This is a genomic window from Paenibacillus sp. FSL H7-0943 (genome assembly GCF_037963265.1).
Classification (GTDB): domain Bacteria; phylum Bacillota; class Bacilli; order Paenibacillales; family Paenibacillaceae; genus Paenibacillus_AQ; species Paenibacillus_AQ odorifer.
In genome coordinates this window covers 5,340,554-5,364,093 of sequence record NZ_CP150148.1, presented here as the reverse complement: position 1 = coordinate 5,364,093, position 23,540 = coordinate 5,340,554, and the positions used below count along the sequence as shown (strand labels likewise).

The window sequence follows — 23,540 nt, the reverse complement described above, 5'->3', positions numbered from 1 at the left end:
CTTATTAGGCAAGGGGTGAGGCGAAAAATGCTAAGCGAAGATATACCATATACAGCAGCGTACGCGCCCGCAATGAGTTTGCGGGAAATGATGGAGGCGTATGGCTCGGATGTGTGGAATTATGCTTTTTTCTTAACTAGAAGTCGAGAGCAGGCAAATGATATCAGCCAAGAAGTGTTTTTGAAGGCGTACAAGAATGTTGGAAAATACCGGGGGCAATCTTCGATGAAAACCTGGCTGCTTACGATTACCAGAAATACGGCCTTCAGTTGGAGCAAAAATAGCTTTTGGCGCAGATTCATAGCTTTGGGTGATCAACCTACTGCTGTTAATTCACCTTCTGCGGAAAAAGAAGCCCTTGGCAATCAGTATGCGAACCGGATCTGGGAAATTATTATGACCCTTCCAGAGAAGAACAGAGAGGTGCTTGTGCTAGATATTCAACATGGATTATCCATTGCCGAAATGTCAGATTTGCTGAATTTAGCACAAGGAACCGTGAAATCTCGGCTCGCGCGGGCGAGAGAGAAGGTTAAAGAGGCTATCCAGAAGGAGGAGAGGGAATGAAACGCAACGCCGATGATAGTAATCCAGTGATGATCGGGCAGACGGATTGGTATGCGCAAGCAGGCAAAAATCCTTTCATTGAAGATGGTTTTACGCCTGAGTTAATGATGCGGATCGAACAGGCTGCTGCGAATAAAAGTTCAGCTTACAAACGTTATTGGATAAATAAAAATGTGGTGTTGACCAGTCTGGCTACGATTTTGTTGATAGGTGCGCTTACCTTCCCTATGGGCATATGGAAAAACACAGGGCCAATTCATTCGTCATCCGTTCAGTCACAAGGCGCAGGCATACTGCCTTCTTCTAGTCCTGCAACTAATGATAAAGCAATAGAGCCTCCGACAAGTCCAGTAGAATTTGAGATTAGCGGTAAGAAATACTACATGCCTTTGCCAATGAACAGAGATAAGAGTAAAGCGTATGCCGTTGAGACAACAGCGGGAATCCTTTGGTCGCCGCCACCCCCGATGGTGGACTACAAGAAGCCAAAGTACACACATCCTACAGAACCGTTCACTCTTTACCTGAGCTCGAAGGACCAGACGGAATTATCGGCTTCTTCAGCTACTAGGATTTATACTTTACCTCTTTATGCAGGAGGGGCAAGTACTTATCAATATTTGAGTGGATTTTTTGGAGCGGGCGATTACGCTCTGCTATTTACCTATACGAAGACTATAGGTTCAGGCATTATGGAGAATGGTAGATTTTTTATTCTAAATGTTAAAAAAGCAGCGACAGGAGAATCTGTGGTACCGAAAGAGCTTACGTCCTTTGATTGGGAGCTATTAGAATATAAGTCAATAATCGCAGTGGATAAGGAGCATGACCAGATCGTATTTAGTTACCTAGAATACCCGGTAGATAAGACATACCAAGATAAAACAGTGCTTTATGATATGGAGACCTTAAGCATTCAAACACCTGCATCGACCATTGGATTTAGAGACATTAATGGACAATCGTTAACCATGGAATATGAGATGAATGGGGAACTTTGTAAAGCGGATATTCTTACGAAAGGTGGACCAGGGTGGATAGATGAAGATTGGGCATTTTTATCAGAAGAGCGACAAAATGAGCTGTATCAGGAATTTTACAGTCAGACTCCCTAGTAGATAATTCACTAAATAAAAGCTATACTTTTTGATAAAGTATTTTCTTTTGAGAAGAGTGGAGCCGAAGCGATGAAGAAGTTAACGATTGATGATGTGGCTCAAAAAGCGGGAGTTTCGAAAAGTACGGTCTCCCAATTTTTGAACAAACGTTTTAAATATATGAGCGAAGCGACGAAAAACCGGATTGAGGCCGTAATTGAAGAGCTTAATTATCAGCCAAATGGTCTGGCGCGCAGTCTGAAGCAGAACCGGACGCATATGGTCGGGATCATCGTAGCTAATATTGACTACACGCTGTCAATCCAATGTATCCGGGCGATTGAGAATGAGCTGCAGCATCACGGAATCCAAGTGATCATATGCAACGCAGATGAGAATGCGGAGAAAGAAAGCAAATATGTAGAAACCTTAATCGCTCGTCAGGTGGATGGGCTGATTATTTTTCCTACAGGGAATAACCCGTCTGCCTATAGCAAGCTGGTAGAGGCTGATTTCCCGCTAGTCTTTATGGATCGTCTAGTAGATGGAATCACCACGCAGAGTCTATTGCTGGATAATGAAATGGCGGCAAAGATAGGCGTAGGGCAGCTAATTCAGCAAGGCCATGAGCGGATTGCTCTGGTGTCCCTTCCAATTGGGGAGCATGCGATTACCCCTCGGAAAGAGCGGATTAGTGGCTACAAAAAAGCGATGGAAGAAGCGGGCATAACGCTGCGTGAGGAGTATATTTGCAGTGTATCCAAAGAGGAATTAGCTTCGGGGCTGGAACACTTATTAGCACTGCCGGAGCCGCCAACTGCACTGCTGGCTACGAACGACATCACACTAGCGGAAATTCTGAAATATGCGAATCGAAATGCCATCTCTATTCCAGAACAGTTGTCGGTCATCGGGATAGATGATGCGGAATTCGCGCAAATTTATAATCCGGTCATTACGACAATCCGTCAGCCTGCTTACGAGATGGGGATGCAGGCTGCCAAGATTATACTCTCTTGTATCGAGGATAAGGGAGCTTCTGTTCCAATTACATATCGTTTCCCGCCGACCTTGCAGCAAGGGCAGTCGGTGAAGTCTTACAAATAAGTTTGAACTATAAAAAGGGGAGTGCCCAGCAGCTATTTCTTAGCTTGTTGGGCACTCCCCCTTTTATTGGACCTAACTTTATCTAAACACTAAACTTGGGTTTGATTGGGTAATATTCTCGCGTAGGAAGTCACTATCGGACTCAGCTGACCTTATATGCGGTATAATCCCATATTTGGAGTACTATCGGACCCCATCGCAGCTATCGGCATGGAAAACATGCTAAATGCCCTTTTTCATAAGGAATAGTGTCACTGGAGTCCGAAACTACGCCGCAAAGGTGAAAAAATTGCAAATAGCGTCTTCTGGGTCCGAAAGCCCTGAGGTACGTGATTACACTGCTGAAGCATAGCAATAGCAATAGCAATAGCAATAGCATAGCCATAGCAAATAGCATAGCCATAGCCATAGCAATAGCAGCCAATCAGCAACCCAAAAAGCAGAGCAGCGATTCTCCAATAACGGAGAATCGCTGCTCTGTGTCTTTTTGCGATTATTAGACTTCTTGTTGCATAAACTTCGCAAGTTCCTCACGGGTGGGAAGTCCGTCCATATCGCCTGGCGACATGACGGCTAACGCACCGATCGCATTGCCGCGTTTGACGGCCTCAGCAATCGGAAGCTTTTCCAACATCGCACTGATTACGCCAACCGCAAATCCATCACCTGCACCCACCGTATCAACAACCTGCTCCACCTTGAATCCGTCCACGTAACCTTCCCCAGCAGAGGATTTATAGTAAGCGCCTTCAGGGCCAAGCTTGATGACGACTAAGCTTATGCCACGCTCCAGGTAATAGTCTGCAATCTCTTCGGGTGTGCTCAGTCCGGTAAGGATTTTACCTTCACCGAGTCCCGGCAGGAACCAGTCGCAGCGTGTAGCCAGATCATTGATGGTACTCACCATTGTTTCTGTATCCGGCCATAAGCTAGGACGCAGATTAGGATCCAGTGAGATCGTCTTTCCTTTACTCTTCATAAATTCCATAGCGTGAATAGAAAATTCATGACAGCTCTTGGACAAAGCGGCGGAGATACTTGTAACATGCAGATGTCCTGCGGAGTTGAAGTAGGCCTCGTCGAAATCCTCCAGACTAAGCGTGGAGGCCGCGGAGTTTTTGCGGAAGTATTCGACCTTTGGATCGCCGGTAACCACTTTCGATTTGATAAGCATACCTGTTGAATACTCTTTAGTAAAAGTAATATTGTCCGTATTAATGTTCTCGTTCTTCATCGCCTGTGCAATGAATGTGCCAAAGTTATCTTCGCCAAGCTTCGTAACATAACCTGTAGGATGATTCAAACGCGACAAGCCTGTAGCCACGTTGCTTTCTGCACCTGCTAATGCTTTGGAGAACGAAAATACTTCATGCAGAGGACCGGCCTCATTCGCATAAAACATCGCCATCGGCTCCCCGAAAGTGACGGCATCCAGCTGTTTACTCATTTTTAGTTCCTCCTAGGGTAATGATTTTATCCCAGTATAATGATTTGTAATTTGAAATTATCACATAAATCGGTTTTGTACAATAAAAGAATAATTGTTAACCAAAAAACTTTTTTCGTAAAAAGAAAATAATGTTTCCATAAACCCTTGTTTTATAAAGGTTTTTCTTAAATTTTATTACTTATTTCCACCTGATGTAATAAAAATGTATTGACTGTTAATCGTATTGTTATTACTATTTCCTTATAGAACAAAACGCAATAATTAGTAAATTTAATAAAAAAGTTTATTTAAAAAAGTATTTCCTGTTTATCTATGATCGTACCAAGAGAAAGGGAGTCTACTGATGAAGAAAATGAAAGTATTGCAGAATGTGGCATCCGTCGGGGTTGTAGCGGTTATTCGAGCAGATAGTGCTGAGGAAGCTTTTAAGATGTCCGTTGCTTGTATAGAAGGCGGTCTAAATAATATTGAGGTAACTTTTACTACACCAGACGCGGATGTGGCGATTAAGAGATTGGTTGCTGAGTACGGAAGTCGTGCGGTGATTGGCGCCGGAACTGTCTTGGACCCCTTAACAGCTAGAATAGCCATTCTTGCAGGTTCAGAGTTTGTGGTTAGTCCCTCTTTTGAAGTGGAGACAGCTAAGATGTGTAATCTTTATGGCATTCCCTATATGCCTGGTTGCATGACATTAAATGAAATGAAGGAAGCGCTGAAGTACGGCGTGGATGTGCTTAAATTGTTCCCTGGCAGTGCTTTCGGGCCGGATTATGTAAAAGCGGTTAAAGGTCCTATGCCACATGTAAATATTATGCCGACCGGTGGCGTGGATTTGAACAATATGGAGAAGTGGATTGCAAACGGCTGCATGGCTGTGGGCATTGGGGGGAATTTGACTGCACCGGCGAAGAATGGCCGATACGATCAGATTACTGATCTTGCTGCCCAATATGTGGCGAAGTTTAAAGAGATAAAAGGGATTTAATGTATAGTTTGAACGGAGATTGAAATCCTGATTTGCGTTTTTATTTATAGGCTGTGTGGCTGACAGACGTTGGCCATGCAGCCTTTTTATGTTGATTTTCTTTGAGCTGTCAATATTCCTTTTATTCTATGCTTTTTAGAAAGTATAGAATCGGGATAAAGATAATAAACTATATAATAGAAGAGTAGTGATACATGGACTGAACGTCAGGATTTATTATCCAGCCGGGAGTGAGTATATGCCTGCTTATAATGATAAAAAGCTGTATCAAGCAGCGGATGAAGATGATGCTGAGTACGTAGAAATTGAGTCGGCATTCCATGGTTGTAAGGTGACGGAAGGGCAGATCTACAGATTAGAGCGCAATTACAATAACCCTCAATTATTTGAGAATGGAGAAGCCTATGTGGTGGATGATGAGACTAGGGAAAACTACGCGGTCTTCATGCTCTGCAAAATTGCGCTCTATAAATAGAGTTTCTTGCTCGATACCGGAGGGTAATATTTAAGACAGACGGCTTCATTTCCGACAAGGGGATAGGCCGTTTCTTTTGATGTCATTTTTGTTACTAAGATAGTGAAAAAGAGTATTTGAATGATTGTTGTTTCCCCTGTATGCTTAGTAGGAATTATTGGCTGTGCAATGCGGGATAGCGCGTTGTAACGGCTGGCTTAACATGACGTTCTAAGAAAAGTTTGGTATTCTAAAAATATTAATTACACGGTTGCAACAAATTCGCAGTCTTGCGCGTCAGTAAGATTGCATAGAGAGGGGGAACCTTCGTGGTGGAGCAGGGACTCATCAGAGCCGCTCAAGCGGGCGATCGCGACGCTCTAATCACCCTATTGCGAGAAATTGAAGGACATGTATATAAAACGGCCTTCTACATTTTGCATAATGAACAAGATGCGCTAGATGCATCTCAGGAAGCCTTGATCCGGGTTTATACAAAAATCGGCTCATATGAGGAGAAGGCCCAGTTCAAAACGTGGGTTCAGCGAATCGTCACTAACATTTGCATTGATAAATTCAGAAGAACTAAACCTACAGTTTCTATTGATGAACATGAAATGGTGTTTCAGGATAAACACAATGTGGAACGTGAGGTTCTATCCTCTTATTTAGCTGAGGATATACGCGAAGCGATTGATCAATTGCCCGAGCATCATCGGACAGTCATCGTCCTGCGCTATTTACAGGATTTTTCTTACAACGAGATTGCAGATTGTCTGGATTTGCCCTTGAATACAGTGAAATCATACTTATTTCGGGCTAGACAGCAATTGCAGAATAGACTTCAGGAGTACCAGAAAGGTGGTGTATCGGGATGAAATGCGCGGAGGTGATGGAATGGATGCACCGCTATTTAGACAAAGATTTGAGTCAAGATGAGATTGTTGAGATGTTCCGTCATATCGATAATTGTCCTTCCTGCGCGGAAGTCTTTGAGCGCCTGACACTTCTCTCCAATGAATTGGAGCAGTTGCCAGACGTGAAACCCCCGTTTAGTCTGGTTGACTCTATTTTACCTCAGCTTGCAGAATTGGATCGAAGCAGTCGTGAACAGAGTGCTGTGAGATCTGAGGAGCCGGTTGTTGTCCCATTTTCACGTGAAAGCTCCCGCGGTAAACCTTCCAAGGGAACCTCTATAGCAACACGGACAGGCATTGGAGCTATTGCAGCTGCCGTTCTATTAGGGATCGCAATATTTAATATGCCCGATAAAATGCCTGGGGCAGAAGTAGAACAAAGGATGCAGGATAGTGCTAAAACAGCCAGCGATGATACTAAGGATACAGCAATGGAATCACAAGCTTCTATTACTGCTAACTCTGATGGAGCTTCACCTGCCGCTGGTGGAGAGAACGAGGGCGCTGCGCAGTATAAGACGGATGCACCGGAGATGAACGAAGATAACGCCGCTTTAGATAGAGCGACGGGACCAGTGGACCCTACCTCGATGCCAAGTGCACCGGCGGATGCAGCTGATGCGGGAGCTGGAGCTGGAGGGCGGTCGATCACCGAACCGCCTCAAAGCGTAGATCCTAAGCCTACAGAGAAAATTGTTTCGCCAAAGCAGGATGTCGCCACGAAATCTCAAAATTCAGATTCTAGTAATGCCAGTAGCAATCAGCTAAAGGTGAATAATAAGGAGCAAACTGCTGATATGAATTCAGACAGCGCAGCTGATTCTGCTCCGCTGATGGAGGATTCTTTAAAGATTCCTTATGACTATGGACGGGAAGTTATGAGCTTAAGCAGTTCTGAAGATCCTAATGTGCAGACCTGGACTTCTCCTGATGGTCAGTATGCTATAGAATTTGTTGGGCTGCAGCTTGTGATTTATAAGAAGTCGCCAGAGGGCTCAGCGGAAGAACGGTTAGCCGTAAACTCTTACCCGCTGGAAGGAAATTGGATTTCTGGTGAATGGTCTGCGGACAGCTCGAGGTTTACGTACGTGACTGAAAAAGATGGTGTGAATGTAACCAAGGTGTACACTGTACAGGAAGCAGTTTCTTCAAGTCCGGCTGTATCCCCTGGGGCGACACCAACGAACACTCCAACCTCATCTTCAACAAATTAAAGTGGGGTTGGAACTTTTTTCGAAGTTTCTGAATATACTATATCAACAGGACAGGAACTAGAAAGTATAGGTTTTGCAGAACATCGGTATGACCGCCGGATGCGGAGTTTCTAGAGCTTCGCACTCCGTCGTTTATATAGATGCGCCGCTTAAACGGAGAGGCTTTGGCCATGGCTGCCAGAGTTTCTCCGTTTTTGCATGCATTTTTGTAGTTTTTTTTGCTACAATAGAACTCTGGACAAAATGGGCTAGATGAATGGAAAAGGAAGTGGCGGGATGGATGCCAAAACGGCGATAAAAGAAATCAAACAAGGGAAGATCTCACCGTTATATGTTTTATATGGCAGTGAGAAATTTCGAATGAATGAATTCACGGCACTGCTGGAAGAACAGCTGATTGCTAAAGAGGATCGTGATTTCGCAGTTATTCCCTTTGATCTCTCTGAGACGCCGGTGCAGGCTGTGGTAGAAGAAGCGGAGACTGTGCCATTTATGGTAGAACGTAAATTATTGCTGGTGCGGGATGCCTCGTTATTTACAGCGGGCAAAGAAAATGCCAAACTGGAGCATCGTATAGATCTTTTAAGTGACTATTTGCAGCATCCTGTAGACTTCAGTGTAATCGTCTTTATGGTGAATAATGATAAGCTGGATGAGCGTAAAAAAATTGTGAAGACTGTCAAATCAGTGGGCACAGTATTAGCCTTTAATCCGCTGGGAGCAGAAGAGCTGCTGCGCTGGGTGGAAAAAGGAATTCGTGAGCGGGGTTGTGTAATGGCACCTGGCACGGCAGAAATTCTTATAACGAATGCAGGCACAGGCTTGCAAGGTTTATCTGCAGAGATGGACAAGCTTTGTTTATTTGCTGGTAAGGGCGGCACAGTGGATGCGGGGGCCGTAGAGAGTCTGGTACACCGTGGTACAGAACAAAATGTGTTTACGCTTGTTGAGGATATCGCTAATCTGCGTCTTGATAAGGCGCTTGATACCTTATATGAGCTGCTGAAGCAGCGTGAGGAACCGATCAAGATCGCAGCGTTGGTTGCGCGGCAGTTCCGCATTATTTTGCAGGTTAAGGATTTATCAGCACATAGTTATTCGCAGGGACAGATTGCGTCACAGATCGGATTGCATCCATATGCGGTTAAGCTTGCTGGGGAGCAGGCCCATAAGTTCTCCAGTGAACGATTGCGGCAAATCTTAAGTGCATTGGCGGATCTGGATTATAAAATGAAAACAGGGGCTATAGACAAAGTGCTAGGGCTGGAGCTGTTCATGCTGCGTTTAGGTGTCTGAGCTAAGAAGGGGAAAAAGTATTGGAGATGATCTGACTATGAAAAGAATATTTCAATATTCGGCACTGCTGTTACTCGTTCTATTAATTAGTTCCTGTGGCAAAACGGATACTAATTCACCGTCAGGTTCAGCTTCTGAGTCGCCTGCGAATACGAATACCTCTGCAGATGCACCTTCTTATTTTGGGGAATGGAGTGTACAAGGTCTAGTAGGTTCTACACCTGTCTCGGCAGCGGAGGATGAAAAGCTTATTGGCATGCGGGTAACTTATTCGCAAGAAAAGGCATCTTTTGATAAAGATGAAATTATGAACCCTGAATATAAAGAAGAGAGCATTACAAAGGATGACTTTTTTAACGAATACAGAAATGAATTAAGCGACCTTGGCATCGAGACGGAATCGGTTAAGACGGTGTCTATAAATAATTGGACGAATCCCGGCAGCAGTTTTATTGTTAAAGACGATCAAACGATGATTTTTTTATGGGATGGTAACTATTATGAAATGAAAAAAGAGAATAAATAAATGAAAGAAGACCGCCTCTCTGAGGGGGTCTTCTTTCATTTAATAAACATCTCTTAAACACTACTTATTATTAATTAATAGACACAAAAAAACCTAACCGTATGAAGCATAGCGGTCAGGTTCTTCAATTGCTCATTATGAATGTCGTCTTAGGCTTGAGCCGTAAGAGCGTTCAATTTCTTCGCCAAGCGGGATTTTTTGCGGGCAGCCGCATTTTTATGAACCAGACCTTTACTTACGGCCTTGTCCAGCTTTTTGGAAGCAGCTAGGAAAGCAGCTTGAGCAGTTTCTACTTCCGTACCAGTCAGAGCTACATCAGCAGTTTTCACAGCTGTACGAAGCGCGGATTTTTGGGAAGCATTCAGTGCACGGCGTTTTTCGTTCGTGTTTACGCGTTTAACCGCGGATTTAATATTTGGCATTGCATTCACCTCCTGTAAGACATTCGAAATCATTATCAAATGATTCACAACTTAAAATAGTTTAGCATGACCGGTAGCAAAAAGCAATACTTAAAGCTTTCAAATTAAACCTCCGTATCCTGCATAAACATTGGCTTTCTCTCGCACACTATCGACAAAAGAGCATAGGCAGAAGCTTGCCAAATGAGGATGAACTCATGGAAGTGTATGCTTACAAAACTAAGCAGCCGCTTTCGAAGTGAGTTTTGTTCGAAGTAACTCATGGAAGTGTATGCTTACAAAACTTTTAGGAGGCTGGTACACAATGGAACCGGATCTGCAGCTATATTCTGTGCGCACCGATTTGGCATTAGAGGCAAAGGAAATGGCTCAAGGCCCACAAAGAACGCCGATCCCTGGTGTGAACGAAGAAGTGGAAGAGTCTGATGGGATTAAAGTGACCCGTCTTGGTGTAGCTAATGCTGCCGGATCACAGGCAATAGGACGCGCAATTGGCAACTATGTAACCCTTGAGGTACCCGCTCTGCGTGGCGGAGATACAGGCTTGCAGCAAAAGGTGGCAGAAGTTTTTGCCCGCGAATTTGAGGACTTTTTGATCAGAATTGGGATTGGCAAGGATGCATCTGTGTTGATTGTTGGTCTTGGTAACTGGAATGTTACACCGGATTCACTGGGTCCGTTGGTGGTGGAGAACTCACTCATTACGCGGCAGTTCTATGAACTGGTTCCGGATCAGATCTCCCCTGGTTATCGTAAGGTGAGCGCTATTGCTCCTGGAGTGCTTGGGCTGACTGGAATTGAGTCGAGTGAAGTCGTGCAGGGAATCGTGGATCGGACGAAACCTGAGCTTATTATCGCCATAGATGCGTTGGCATCCCGGTCACTGGAGCGTATCAATACGACGATTCAAATTGCCGACATTGGGATCCATCCCGGTTCGGGAATTGGCAACAAGCGACGTGGATTAACCCAAGAAATTCTGGGTGTTCCTTGTATCGCAATCGGAGTGCCCACTGTCTGCTATGCCTCAACTATTGTAAATAATGTGCTGGAGATGATGAAAAATCACTTCGGGCAAGGAGCAAACCATACGAAGGAAATCATGGGGATGCTGGACGATATCTCTGAGCAGGAACGCTTGTCATTAGTGAAGGAAGTGCTTGAACCTCTGGGGCACGATTTGATTGTCACTCCCAAGGAAATCGATGAATTTATTGAAGGGATCGCGAATATTGTGGCCAGTGGTCTGAATGCGGCTTTACATGATGCGGTTGATCCTGAGAATGTTGGCGCGTATACCCACTAACTGAATTATGGTTTGTTTAGCCCGGCGGGATGCTGAATTAAGGTATCCTGTACGGGCTTTATGTCTATTCTCTCATTTTCGGTTCTAGTATTGCTCTTGCGCTCATAGATTTGGAGTATAAGAGATTACAGAGGGCTGGAGGAGGACATAACTACAATGAATAAAAAATGGTTTCAGCTTTGGAACATCGGCCGTTTAAGGGGAAAAATGCTGGATGTTTTATCGCTGGGGAGAACGATGCTGCTGTTGGCCGGAGGTTCACTAGTATTTTTTATGCTGCTTGGAGCCGGTGGATTGGCCGGACAGAAGCTTAGCTCTTCACCCATTCCTTCAATGAAGGGGCTTGCCGCCTCCCTGTCCAGTGGTTTTTTCATGGAGCTGCTGGGGATGGAGGTGCCGCATTTACCGCAGGGTAAAGAGCCTTCCGCTTTTTCAGGTGAAAAGGTAACTTCTTTCGTATTTCAGTTGCTAACCAGTGTGAATCCAGGTGACCCTAAGAGTCTAGTCTCTCGTGAAGTGCCGGGGATGGCGGCGGATGATCCATTTCTTTTGCGGAAAGGTTCAGGTGGATCTACAGGAGCACCAGTGGATTATCATCCTGGGACTGATGAACTGGCTGAGGGTGGTGAAGATGCAGAAACTTCTGTTCCGGACGAAGGGGACAAGCATGGAGATACTACAACACAGCAGCCTGAAGCGACGGTTGCACCATCCCCTGAACCATCAGCGGAGGAAGGGACGGATAAGAGTGATCCGCAAAGCGGCACAGACAGCACTAAGGATACCTCCATCAAACGGATTCTAATCTATCATTCACATCCTAGAGAGGCCTACAATCCTCTGTTAGGGGCAGCAAATGAAAATCCCAGCTCCGGAGTTTCAACTAAAAATGTAATGCTGGTAGGATCATATATTACGAAAAGACTGGAACAGCTCGGGATTGGTACGGTTCATGCCAAAGAAGATTTTCCAACCAAAATCACCGACTATAACTGGAACTTTTCCTATAAATATTCCCGGATCTTGGTTAAATCAGCACTCAGCGCAAATGAGGAAATGGATAGTTTTATCGACATTCACCGCGATTCGCAGCGTCATAGTAAAACAACAGCTGTTATTGACGGGAAAAGCTACGCACAGGTCTATTTTATTATTGGACATGCAAATAAAGACTGGAAGAAGAACGAAGAGTTTGCCAATAAGATTCATCAACAGCTTGAAAAGAATTACCCGGGAATATCTCGTGGGATATGGGGAAAAGCTGCGGGTAAAGGCAACAACGGAGAGTACAATCAGACCCTGTCTCCCAATAGTGTTTTGATTGAAGTGGGCGGAATTGATAATTCGGCTGAGGAATTAAAGCGTACGGCTGATATTTTGGCGGATGCTATCGCTGATGTTTACTGGAGCAGTCATGACGCTGAGAAGGTGAACGCACCTGAAAAAGTGGCGAATCCCACTACAACACCAAAGAAATCAAACGGAGCTTCTTAAAATAAATTACCAAGGATTAAAAAGGAGTGGTGTACATGTCGCGTTTCGGAAAAAAACTGGTTATGGTCGGGATTTGGGCAGGGATTGGCATCCTCTTAGGGATGCAGTTCGGCGGAAGTGGGGGGTCAACAGTCTCTAAGATTCTGCCCGGCTGGAATGCCAGCCCGACTACACCGACCAGTCAAGTAACAGGCATGCAGCCACAGCCACAATTGCAAAAGAATGGTGTGACACAGGGTGGGCAGACTTATGTATATGTGCCAATGGTGATCGATCCTGTCACAGGTGCTTATACGGCCGTCTCTCCTTTGCCTCAAAATAGCAATACAACGCCAGCCGCAGATCCTCCTCAACAAGTTGTGGATGATTATAGTACGAAATCTCCGGAGCAAATTCTAATTCCTGAGGAGCAAAAGCCTACAGTCGATGTTCTGGCAGATAAGACGGCAGGTCTCTTGCAGCAGGCTTCCCAGAAGGGAATCCGCTGGGTAGTTTCATTGTTCGCTTCGGCAGAAAATTAACAGCAAATTTAGAAGAAACGGTTATTTCACGGGATCGTGTATAGCTGTTTCTTTTGTTTTGGGCCAGCGCGGGATTGATGGAGTAAGCTTGTACTGTTATAATAAGTGGATTAATATCAGGCTGTCTGTGGGGGTAAGGAATGACTGACGTTCAGAAAAGACAACAACAAATTCGCAATTTCTCGATTATTGCACATATAGACCATGGTAAATCGACACTAGCTGACCGCATTTTGGAATACACGGGGGCACTAACCACGCGTGAAATGCAGGAACAGGTACTCGATCAGATGGATCTGGAGCGCGAACGTGGTATCACAATAAAGCTGCAAGCCGTGCGTTTAACCTATCGTGCAGACGATGGTGTAGAGTATTATCTCAACTTGATTGATACACCGGGGCACGTCGATTTCACCTATGAAGTTTCCCGCAGTCTTGCAGCATGTGAAGGTGCACTGCTGGTTGTGGATGCGGCTCAAGGAATTGAAGCACAGACACTGGCCAATGTGTATTTAGCACTGGATAACAACTTGGAAATCCTACCTGTGCTCAACAAAATTGATTTGCCAAACGCTGACCCTGACCGGGTAAAGCAGGAGATCGAGGATGTTATCGGGCTGGATACCAGCGAAGCGGTTATGGCATCTGCCAAAGCCGGTATCGGAATCAAGGAAATTCTGGAGCAGGTGGTGAAGCAGGTTCCTGCGCCATCCGGTAATTCAGAAGAGCCGCTTAAAGCATTGATCTTTGACTCTCACTACGATCCTTACAAAGGCGTTATCGTCTATGTGCGCGTAATGGACGGGAAGATCCGTGCGGGTTCGAAGATTAAGATGATGGCAACTGAGAAGACCTTCGAGGTCATTGAAGTTGGCGCATTTATGCCGCGTATGACCATTGTCGATGAATTGAACATCGGTGATGTTGGCTTTATCGTAGCTGGGATCAAGCATGTTGGAGATACCCGTGTCGGTGATACTGTCACTGACGCAAAGAATCCTACTGCTGAGCCGCTTCCAGGTTACCGTAAGATCAACCCGATGGTCTATTGCGGGTTGTATCCGATTGAGACCTCCGATTATAACGATCTTCGTGAGGCGCTGGAGAAGCTCCAGCTGAATGATGCTTCGCTAAGCTTTGAGCCGGAAAGTTCAAGCGCGCTTGGATTTGGTTTCCGTTGCGGTTTCCTTGGACTCTTGCATATGGAGATCATTCAAGAGCGGATTGAGCGCGAGTTCAATTTGCCGCTAATCACAACAGCACCGAGTGTTATTTACCGAATTATGCTGACCAATGGCGAAATGATCCAAATCGACAACCCGTCACATTATCCGGAGATCGGTACGATTGACTACATTGAAGAGCCGTATGTTAAAGCAGCGATCATTGTGCCTAACGACTTCGTGGGTACTGTAATGGAGCTGTGCCAGAACAAACGCGGCGAGTTCGTAAATATGGAATATCTAGATACTAATCGTGTAACGATTACGTACGAGATTCCGCTGTCAGAGATCGTTTATGATTTCTTTGATCAGTTGAAATCCGGTACGAAAGGTTATGCTTCTTACGACTATGAAATTTGCGGATACCGTCGTTCGAATCTGGTCAAGATGGATATCTTGCTTAACAATGAGCAGGTCGATGCCTTGTCCTTTATCGTTCACCGCGATCGTGCCTACAACCGCGGACGTATCATTTGTGAGAAGCTGCGGGGGATTATCCCGCGTCAAATGTTCGAAGTGCCGATTCAAGCCTCTGTGGGTACGAAGGTGGTTGCGCGTGAAACCGTTAAGGCGATGCGCAAAAACGTACTTGCTAAATGTTACGGCGGCGATATTTCCCGTAAACGGAAGCTGCTGGAGAAGCAAAAAGAAGGTAAGAAACGCATGAAGCAAGTGGGCAGTGTAGAAGTACCACAAGAAGCGTTTATGGCAGTACTGAAGATCGATGAGTAAAAAATAGGTAGAGCCGGGAGAATATCCCGGCTCTATTTTTTTAAGCAGGAGCAGATTACAATAGGGGGAAGGATTGTAAGCACATACAAAGTGAGGGGAGTCCTCGTGAAGCGATTATATTTGAAACTTACGCCAAGTACCTTTAAGAATCGGATTCTGTTAGCTTTCTTGCTGTTGGTACTAACACCCATTGCCATACTCGTTCTATATAACTTTAAAGAGACAGAACGAATGCTGCAGGATAATGCGGAAACGAAGAACATAGAGCAGCTTATTGGTATTAAGAATGGTTTTGTTGATCTCATGAGTCTCGTGATGAAAACAGGGTCATTACTCGAACAAGATACGACGATTTTATCGATAATGAAGAATCCCGAGCAATCTGATGAAATCACGAGAAAAAAACTCGTTGAAAACAAGTTTGGAGCGATTGAAAATACATTCTTCATGAGTGGAGCGACGGTGTATTATACATTAATCGACCTTCATGGAAACGCATACACTTCCTTTATGCCAAAGGAAACTTTGAGCTACGACGAAATCCAATCAGAGGATTGGGTTCAAGCCTTGAAGCGAGAAGGAACGAATCGATATATATGGAATCCGAATGACAAGAATAATGTGGTCCGGGAAAGTACAACAAGTAAGAAAATGCTTAGTCTTTATGAGGTTATGCGTGATAATGGTTTGAATATTTATGCCTATGCAAGATTAAGTATCGATTATGAGGAGTGGTTTACCAGATCAACGTTAGGGAGTAAACAGGAAGGGGCTTTATTTCTACTCGATGCCTTGGGGGGTGTGATGCTTAATCCGCTTAATGATGAGACTTTTTCCCCTGATATTGCGCAGAGTATTGTGAAGAGCGCCAACCAGCGGCAGACGGGGCGTGCTGCATCCATTGTCGACCCGAAGGAGGAAAGTTTATACACATACAGCTACATCGAGGAGTTAAATGGCTATGTTGTTAAAAAGGTGCAGCTAGCACAGCTATTTCTTGAGGTAGACAAGCAGAAACGACGGTTTTTTGGTGGATTTGGAATCATTCTGCTGCTATTTGTTCTATTAACTTATTTCATATCATCGACGATTACAGTACCGCTTAAGAAGCTACAGAAGAAGATGGAAATGACCGCTAAGACGAATCTCAAAATGAAATTACCCGAGCAAGGGCGGGGAGAGATTCTTGCCCTGACTCAGAGTTTCAATATCATGATCCATGATTTAAATGAGCTGTTGCAGCGACTTCAGCTTGAAGAAAAACAGAAGCAATTCGTTCGATTTCAGGTATTACTTTCGCAGATGAACCCGCATTTTCTACTAAATACATTGAATACGATAAAGAGCATTGCCTTAGATAAAGATGATGATGAAATTTATGGAATTTGTGTTGCACTAGGAAAAATATTGGAGACAACCTTAAATACTGAAGTCGATTTGATCCTGTTAAAGGATGAAATCGTACTAATAGAATCTTACATGGAGATACAGCGGCAACGTTTTGGACATGGGATTGAAATTCAATATGATATCAACGAGGAACTGCAATACGCATTAATCCCTAAATTTTGTCTGCAGCCCTTAATTGAAAATAGCTTGATTCACGGCTTCGGTCAGTCTGTAAAACAAGGGAGAATTGATATCTCCGCTAAAGTGACTGAGCAACAGCTGTATCTGCAGGTTAGAGATAACGGCATGGGGATAGAAAGAGCACAGCTGAATAAGGCTACACGGAAACGTAAAGGAATCGGTGTTCAGAATATTAGGGAGAGCTTAGAGCTGTTGTTTAAGAATCAACGGACAGGTATGGACATTGTATCTTCGGATACAGGAACTGAAGTGATCATCCATTTTCCATTCCTTATTTCAAAACCTTACGATGGAGGTAAGCTCACATGTGGAGAACATTAATTGTGGATGATGAACAACCTGCGGTTAAAAGTATACGAAAGCTATTCTTAAAGGCTGGAATTCCGTTTGAAATTATAGGTGAGGCGGAGAATGGAGAAGTAGGCTTGCAAATGATTCGTGAGCTGCAGCCTGATGTGGTAGTGACGGATATCAATATGCCAGTGATGGATGGGGTGAAGCTTCTTCAAATTGCGCGAGAGGAAGGCTTCGACTGCCGGTTTGTAATGTTGACCGCATTGAGTGAATTTGAATACGCCCGGCAAGCGCTCGTTTTTGGGGCTTCGGACTACATTCTGAAGTTATCTTTAGATCTCCAAGGTTTGAAGCAGACGATGGGTAAGGTTCAGGCCGAGCTGGAGCGAATGGTGAAGATGAAGAAGGCCGATAAATGGTTTCCTGAGAAGCAACAAACGGGACCGACAGATCATGTGGAGATGAACAAAATTATAGCTTATATTGAAGAACATTATGCTGAGGACATCTCGCTCAAATCCATGTCAGAGTTGATCCGGATGGATGCCAGCTATATAAGTGACTTATTCAAGAAAAAGACAGGGAAAACGTTGACCAATTATATTCAAGAGCGTCGGATTCAGGCTGGGAAAATGCTGCTTGCAGAGACGAAGCTAACAATTAGCGAGATTGGGCAGCAAGTAGGCTTTGAGAACGATAATTATTTTATAAAAATCTTCAAAAAGTGGTGTGGTGTCACGCCAAATGAATTCCGTAAAGAACCAAAAAACGTTCTATAAGTTCCCAAATGTAGTTCATCCCCCAGAATCCGCTCTGATGATAAAGTTATAGATGTAGAGCACAACACATAATCCTTCCAAGGGGGAAGCTATCTATGAAGAAAAAGTGGTATCCTGCAGTGCTTTCTGTCTTATTAGCAGGTACGATGCTGGCTGGTTGTGGGAGTGGTGGAAGTAATGCATCGCAGGGCAGTGCAAATGGAGAACCAGCAAAGGAGAAAATAAAGCTTACGATGTGGGGGGCAGTTCCTGCAGAAGCCGGGCCTCAAGCTGTAGTTGATAACTGGAATAAAGATCATCCAGATATTCAAGTCGAGTATATCCGTAATGTAAATGACGATGCAGGCAACTTAAAGCTGGACACTGCTTTGATGACCAATCAAAACATAGACCTTTTCATGAACTACGATCTTGCTCATTTACAGAAACGTATGGATGCAGGCGTTGCCTTGGATCTAAGCACGAAAACAGATTATGATATCGACAGCCAGATCGGCGAGGACGCAGCGATGTGGAAAATCAATGATAAATACTATGGGATTCCTACAAAGAAAAACATGGCGTTTGTATGGTTGAACAAAGATATGCTGGATGCAGCAGGATTACCGATTCCTGCGGTGGACTGGACTTGGTCAGATCTTGAGGAGTATGCGAAGAAGCTAACGAAACCTGGTGTGTACGGATTATTGCAGGCAGATTCCTCCTTCGCAACAACGATGGACGGTACGCTTGCTGGAATGGGTGTGAAACAGGCGGATGGTACTTCAAACTTTGGAAATGATCTCTGGAAACAGCAACTGGAAATATTGCATAACATGATGTTCGTGGACAAATCCACACCGGAATATGGGGAGCAGCTGACCAGTAAAATGCCGGTTGACACCATGTTCCTGCAAGGCAAAGCGGCAATGCTGGCAGCAGGTGAGTTTATTTTCCGCAATGCGAACAACTTGAAGGACTATCCGCATGATTTCAAAACCGCGTTCGCCGCTATTCCAAAAGTGAATAAAGATCAAAAGGATTATAAATATTCGGGCGGTGTGGGCGACATGCTTGCTCTTAATGCAAAGTCCAAGAACCTGGATGCGGCTTGGGAGTTCGCAAAATGGTATGCGGATGGCGGTATGCTGCCAATGGCAAGCGGGGGTCGTATTCCAGCCTCTAAGAGTGTGGACAGTAAGGAAGCGATGAGCCTTCTCTTGAATGGTGTAGAAGACAAATATGATACAGATTCAATGAATAATATTGTATTCGGCAAATTCCCATCCTTCCAGCTAAATGTACCTCAACAAGCCATTGATGCACGTAAAGAAGAGTATGAAAAATACTTCTTAAATAAGCAAGATATTGATACCACGATGAAAAATATGCAAACCCGTTCGCAAGAGTTAATGAAATAAAGAAATAGCTGGCACAAAAGAGAAGGAGGAAGAATTCTTCGTTCTTCTCTTTCGTGTACCCATTTTTCAGCATACGAAAGGCGGCGATACCGTGAAGCGGAGAAGCTGGATGGACAGACAAGGCTGGATCGGCATGACTTTTATTCTCCCGAATATGATTGGTATTCTCTTATTCTTTGTGATTCCTGCAATCTTTTCCTTTGTCCTGATGTTTACGAATTATCAATTTTCAAATCCGAATTGGCAATTTACCGGGCTGGATAATCTCAAACGGTTGTTCCATGACGATAATTTCTATGCCTCGATCAAATATACGGTGATATTCCTGATATCGGTTCCAGTATCGATGGTGCTCGCTTTTATTGTGGCGCTATTTCTAAACCGCAGTGTGTATCTTAAAGGATTATTGCGTGGAATGTTTTTCCTGCCGTATATCTCTAGTGGAGTAGCCGTTGCATTTGTCTGGATGCTGCTATTTCAGCCTTCACAGGGACCCATCAATGAACTGCTTCGCTGGATTGGCATAACATCGCCGCCAGGGTGGTTTGCGGATACGGAAACCGCAATGTATGCCATTGATATCGTACAGATCTGGCTGATGCTTGGCTACAATATGATCATATATTTAGCAGCACTACAGGAGATTTCGACAGAACAGCTAGAAGCTGCCCGGATCGATGGTGCAAGCACATTCAAAACAACATGGAAAATTGTATGGCCTCTTGTTAGTCCAACAACTTTTTTATTAATGATTACCGGATTAATTATGACGATGAAATCGTTCTCGATTATTCAAGCCATTACGGCTGGAGGACCTAGCGGAAGTACGACGGTCTTATCACTATTCGTTTATAAAACAGCATTCAGTTATTACGATATGGGATACGCTTCAGTCATTTCATGGTTCTTGTTCGCCGTCATTCTCGTCATTACAGTCATTCAGTGGATCGGCCAAAAGCGCTGGGTTCATTACTAAATAACCCTACAAAGTGGTGCTTTGCGGGACCCCGAAACCATAAATTAAAGGAGCAGGCGGTATGAATGAAAAAGCAGGAAACATGAAGGTGAAGCTGCCAGTAACGATCATCATGTTTGTTCTAGGACTATTTATGATTGTGCCTTTTCTATGGATGCTCAGCACATCTTTTCAGACACCTGCCGAGGTGTTTAACGAATGGCTGCCTTCATCTCTCAACTGGAGCAATCATATTCGGGTGTGGACAGGAAGTTATGATTTTGTTCCGTATTATTTAAATTCACTTAAGATATCGATTATTGGAACTGCGGGAGCTGTGTTTCTATCTGCCCTTGCCGCTTACGGATTTTCACGTACTTCGTTTAAAGGGCGGGATGGCCTATTTGTCATATATCTATCCATGATGATGGTTCCACCGCAGGTGCTTTTTGTTCCTAAGTTTATCATGTTTAACTGGGTTGGGATTTACAATACGCATTTGGCCCTAATCCTTCCAGCCATGTTCTCGATCTTCGGTGTATTTATGCTTCGGCAGTTCTTTATGGGCATTCCTAAGGAAATTACGGAATCTGCTTTTCTGGATGGAGCCGGTCATTACAAAATATTTTTCCGCTTAATTCTGCCATTAGCGAAGCCGGCAATCGCTACGTTTGCTATTCTTGATTTCTCCTGGCAATGGAATGATTATGAGAATGCGCTTGTATTTTTGCAGAGCCCTAAGCTATATACCATTCCGCTTGGATTGCAGAATTTTATTCTTGAGAACAATGTGGATTACAACGGGATGATGGCCGCTTCGTCGGCTGCGATCATTCCAATGATTGTTATCTTCTTCATAGGTCAGAAATATATTATTCAAGGAATTTCTAGCTCGGCTGTGAAAGGCTAACTATAGGAGGGATACTGACATGAGAACAGAAACGGTTAAATCCGATGTGACAGTGGTCGGGGGTGGACTTGCAGGGATGAACGCGGCGATTGCTGCAGCACGTCTTGGGTTAAAGGTAGCACTGGTACAGAATCGTCCTGTACTTGGTGGTAACTCGAGTTCAGAGGTTCGGGTATGGGTATGTGGTGCAACAGGACATGGTGTAAATCGCTATGCACGTGAGACAGGCATTATGGGTGAGCTGTTCATCGAGAATCAATACCGGAACCCGGAAGGGAATCCATATCTATGGGATCTAACCTTGCTCGAAGCGGTGAAGGCAGAATCGAATATCAGCTTGTTCCTAAATACCGATGTACGTGAAGTGGAAGCGGAAGGTGAGGCAGAGGATCGGACGATTCGCAGTGTGATTGGTTGGATGATGGGATCTGAGCGGTTGATTACGTTCAAGAGTGAGGCGTTCATCGATTGCACGGGTGATGGTTTGGTTGGCTTCCTGGCAGGAGCTGATTTCCGATTAGGACGTGAAGCCCGCCATGAATTTAATGAGGAATGGGCACCTGAAGTGCCTGATAATATTACATTAGGCAGTACATTATTATTCTATACACAGGATACTGGAAAACCGGTACGTTATGTTGCACCCTCATTCGCGAAGGATATTACAACAACGTCTATCCCGATCCGCCGGGTCATTCGGAGTGGGGATTCAGGCTGTCACTACTGGTGGATTGAGTGGGGCGGCGAGCTTGATACGGTGGATGAGAATGAACGTATACGTGATGAACTATCCTCTGTTATTTATGGGATTTGGGATTATATCAAAAACTCAGGCCATTTTGATGCCGAGAATATGACGCTTGAGTGGGTTGGCTCGATTCCGGGTAAACGTGAATACAGACGATTTATTGGCGATACGATTCTAACGCAAAATGATATTCTCGCGCAGCGTGAATTTGCAGACCGTATTGGATTTGGTGGCTGGTCGATTGATCTACATCCCCCACAGGGGATGTACGCACAAGAGAGTGGCTCCAAGCATCTGCATGCGGACGGGATCTACCATATTCCATTTGGTTCGCTATATTCGAAGAATGTGCGGAATCTATTCTTCGCGGGTCGTAATATCAGTGCATCTCATGTGGCTTTTGGAACAACACGCGTTATGGCAACCTGTGCGATCATGGGTGAAGCAGCTGGAGCAGGTGCAGCTTTATCCGTCATCAAAGGTGTGACCCCACGTGTAATTCGCGAGCATCATATGCATGAATTACAACAGGTGATGTTGAAGCAAGATGCTTCGATTATTGGATTACGTAACGAAGATCCACTGGACCTCGCCAGAAAAAGCGAGATTCATGCATCCAGCACGTTGAATGGTATCCTGCTGGATCGTCCAGCCGAAGCTTATGAGCTTTCTCATGATGTAGGGATTTTGTTTCCGGTTGAAGGAAGTATCCGTGGGTTAAGGCTGCTTGTGTCAGCAAGTATTCAGACGCAGCTGACCGTGGAGATCTGGACGACTGGACGTGCGGAAAATTACGTGCCGGTGGAGTGCAAACAGGTTGATGTTATAACAGTACAGGCTGGAGAGCAGCAATGGATTGAAGTACCGATACAAGAGGAGAAATGTAGTCTTATCGGTGAATGTAATATCTTCGCTATTATTCGAGCTAATGAACACCTTCAATTGCATATTTCAGAAACCCCAATCACTGGTGTCATTACATTTGAGCGAGGTGCTAAATCCGTTGTTGATTCAGCGCTGGAGGATCATCAGCCAGATCAGCCGGTGATAGAGTGGAGCATGAAACAACTTGTACGCAGGCATTTCTGCTTTGCAGTAGAAACATCGGCATATGCTGCATCTAAAGTCATTGATGGGTATGTTCGACCTTTCGCGGGACCGCATAGCTGGGTTTCTGCGCCGATGATCGCGGGTAGATCGGAGTGGGTAGAGGCGCGTCTCCCGGATGCTGTTCCAGTCTCCGAAATCCATTTCACCTTTAATGATGATGTCAATGAAGATCTCATCAACTTACATCACCATGAAACGCCATTTCTAGTGATTCCTGAACTGGTAAAGAACTATGATGTAGAGCTGCTCATTGATGGCGCGTGGCAAGTCATGCTCTGTGTCAAAGACAACCATCGCCGGAAGAATGTTCATCGATTAGAGAAGCCTGTCCTTACAGATGCTGTCCGGATCGTTATTCATGAAACTAACGGTGGAGTACATGCCGAACTTGTGGAAATGCGGATTTATCAAGAAGCAACGGCTTTGCCGTCCTTATAGGGACG

Annotated in this window: 21 protein-coding genes; 19 read left to right on the top strand and 2 right to left on the bottom strand. The window is 44.6% G+C overall.

From position 1 onward, the window contains the following. Positions 1-27 precede the first annotated feature (27 nt). The 3 genes from NSQ55_RS23510 to NSQ55_RS23500 all read left to right on the top strand — a co-directional run bounded on the left by NSQ55_RS23510 (position 28) and on the right by NSQ55_RS23500 (position 2,771). The gene (locus NSQ55_RS23510; protein ID WP_076185492.1) at positions 28-567 is read left to right on the top strand and encodes an RNA polymerase sigma factor; all 540 of its coding nucleotides are present in this window, start codon (positions 28-30) and stop codon (positions 565-567) included. Beyond that, complete coding sequence (locus NSQ55_RS23505) at positions 564-1,682, top strand: hypothetical protein (RefSeq protein ID WP_339169376.1); 1,119 nt, start codon at positions 564-566, stop codon at positions 1,680-1,682. The genes NSQ55_RS23510 and NSQ55_RS23505 overlap by 4 nt, the downstream gene beginning before the upstream one ends. Positions 1,683-1,754: 72 nt before the next feature. Then, positions 1,755-2,771, top strand: a complete 1,017-nt coding sequence (locus NSQ55_RS23500; RefSeq protein WP_076179378.1) for a LacI family DNA-binding transcriptional regulator — start codon at positions 1,755-1,757, stop codon at positions 2,769-2,771. 496 nt (positions 2,772-3,267) lie between these two features. Here the strand turns inward: NSQ55_RS23500 and NSQ55_RS23495 are convergent, their stop codons facing one another. Then, positions 3,268-4,218: a sugar kinase gene (locus tag NSQ55_RS23495; RefSeq protein ID WP_339169374.1), complete on the bottom strand. Its 951-nt coding sequence runs from the start codon at positions 4,216-4,218 to the stop codon at positions 3,268-3,270. Positions 4,219-4,564: 346 nt separating this feature from the next. Between NSQ55_RS23495 and NSQ55_RS23490 the strand changes: the two genes are divergently transcribed. From NSQ55_RS23490 to NSQ55_RS23465, 6 genes are all read left to right on the top strand, one after another. Continuing rightward, the gene (locus NSQ55_RS23490) at positions 4,565-5,206 is read left to right on the top strand and encodes a bifunctional 2-keto-4-hydroxyglutarate aldolase/2-keto-3-deoxy-6-phosphogluconate aldolase (RefSeq protein ID WP_038572952.1); all 642 of its coding nucleotides are present in this window, start codon (positions 4,565-4,567) and stop codon (positions 5,204-5,206) included. 238 nt (positions 5,207-5,444) lie between these two features. After that, positions 5,445-5,681 carry a hypothetical protein gene (locus NSQ55_RS23485; protein ID WP_038572950.1) on the top strand — a complete coding sequence of 79 codons (237 nt, stop codon included), beginning with the start codon at positions 5,445-5,447 and terminating at the stop codon, positions 5,679-5,681. Positions 5,682-5,989: 308 nt separating this feature from the next. After that, complete coding sequence (locus tag NSQ55_RS23480) at positions 5,990-6,538, top strand: sigma-70 family RNA polymerase sigma factor (RefSeq protein WP_036677530.1); 549 nt, start codon at positions 5,990-5,992, stop codon at positions 6,536-6,538. Beyond that, positions 6,535-7,791 carry a zf-HC2 domain-containing protein gene (locus tag NSQ55_RS23475; RefSeq protein ID WP_076304260.1) on the top strand — a complete coding sequence of 419 codons (1,257 nt, stop codon included), beginning with the start codon at positions 6,535-6,537 and terminating at the stop codon, positions 7,789-7,791. The genes NSQ55_RS23480 and NSQ55_RS23475 overlap by 4 nt, the downstream gene beginning before the upstream one ends. Before the next feature lie 276 nt (positions 7,792-8,067). Next, complete coding sequence (gene holA / locus NSQ55_RS23470) at positions 8,068-9,087, top strand: DNA polymerase III subunit delta (protein WP_036677525.1); 1,020 nt, start codon at positions 8,068-8,070, stop codon at positions 9,085-9,087. Positions 9,088-9,124: 37 nt separating this feature from the next. Beyond that, complete coding sequence (locus NSQ55_RS23465) at positions 9,125-9,613, top strand: hypothetical protein (RefSeq protein WP_076193273.1); 489 nt, start codon at positions 9,125-9,127, stop codon at positions 9,611-9,613. A gap of 149 nt (positions 9,614-9,762) precedes the next feature. Here the strand turns inward: NSQ55_RS23465 and rpsT are convergent, their stop codons facing one another. Beyond that, complete coding sequence (gene rpsT / locus NSQ55_RS23460) at positions 9,763-10,035, bottom strand: 30S ribosomal protein S20 (RefSeq protein ID WP_036677521.1); 273 nt, start codon at positions 10,033-10,035, stop codon at positions 9,763-9,765. A gap of 304 nt (positions 10,036-10,339) precedes the next feature. Here rpsT and gpr point away from each other — a divergent pair, with 304 nt between their 5' ends. The 10 genes from gpr to NSQ55_RS23410 all read left to right on the top strand — a co-directional run bounded on the left by gpr (position 10,340) and on the right by NSQ55_RS23410 (position 23,535). Next, the gene (gpr, locus tag NSQ55_RS23455; protein WP_036677518.1) at positions 10,340-11,341 is read left to right on the top strand and encodes a GPR endopeptidase; all 1,002 of its coding nucleotides are present in this window, start codon (positions 10,340-10,342) and stop codon (positions 11,339-11,341) included. Positions 11,342-11,497: 156 nt separating this feature from the next. Next, positions 11,498-12,835 carry a stage II sporulation protein P gene (locus tag NSQ55_RS23450; protein ID WP_076129693.1) on the top strand — a complete coding sequence of 446 codons (1,338 nt, stop codon included), beginning with the start codon at positions 11,498-11,500 and terminating at the stop codon, positions 12,833-12,835. Positions 12,836-12,870: 35 nt separating this feature from the next. Beyond that, on the top strand, positions 12,871-13,356 hold the full coding sequence (locus tag NSQ55_RS23445; RefSeq protein WP_076185487.1) for a hypothetical protein: 486 nt from the start codon (positions 12,871-12,873) through the stop codon (positions 13,354-13,356). A 140-nt stretch (positions 13,357-13,496) separates the two neighbouring features. After that, positions 13,497-15,311, top strand: a complete 1,815-nt coding sequence (gene lepA / locus NSQ55_RS23440; protein ID WP_036677511.1) for a translation elongation factor 4 — start codon at positions 13,497-13,499, stop codon at positions 15,309-15,311. Positions 15,312-15,416: 105 nt separating this feature from the next. Next, positions 15,417-17,222 carry a histidine kinase gene (locus tag NSQ55_RS23435; RefSeq protein WP_339169370.1) on the top strand — a complete coding sequence of 602 codons (1,806 nt, stop codon included), beginning with the start codon at positions 15,417-15,419 and terminating at the stop codon, positions 17,220-17,222. After that, positions 17,207-17,974: a response regulator gene (locus NSQ55_RS23430; protein ID WP_076141556.1), complete on the top strand. Its 768-nt coding sequence runs from the start codon at positions 17,207-17,209 to the stop codon at positions 17,972-17,974. The genes NSQ55_RS23435 and NSQ55_RS23430 overlap by 16 nt, the downstream gene beginning before the upstream one ends. Before the next feature lie 95 nt (positions 17,975-18,069). After that, positions 18,070-19,374 carry an extracellular solute-binding protein gene (locus NSQ55_RS23425; protein WP_076129697.1) on the top strand — a complete coding sequence of 435 codons (1,305 nt, stop codon included), beginning with the start codon at positions 18,070-18,072 and terminating at the stop codon, positions 19,372-19,374. 91 nt (positions 19,375-19,465) lie between these two features. Further along, complete coding sequence (locus tag NSQ55_RS23420) at positions 19,466-20,350, top strand: sugar ABC transporter permease (RefSeq protein WP_249267723.1); 885 nt, start codon at positions 19,466-19,468, stop codon at positions 20,348-20,350. A gap of 61 nt (positions 20,351-20,411) precedes the next feature. Continuing rightward, positions 20,412-21,239, top strand: coding sequence for a carbohydrate ABC transporter permease (locus NSQ55_RS23415; protein WP_076129699.1), 828 nt, complete (start codon positions 20,412-20,414; stop codon positions 21,237-21,239). 19 nt (positions 21,240-21,258) lie between these two features. Beyond that, entirely contained in the window at positions 21,259-23,535 is a 2,277-nt protein-coding gene (locus NSQ55_RS23410; RefSeq protein ID WP_339169365.1) for an FAD-dependent oxidoreductase, read from the top strand. The last annotated feature ends 5 nt before the right edge of the window (positions 23,536-23,540 follow it).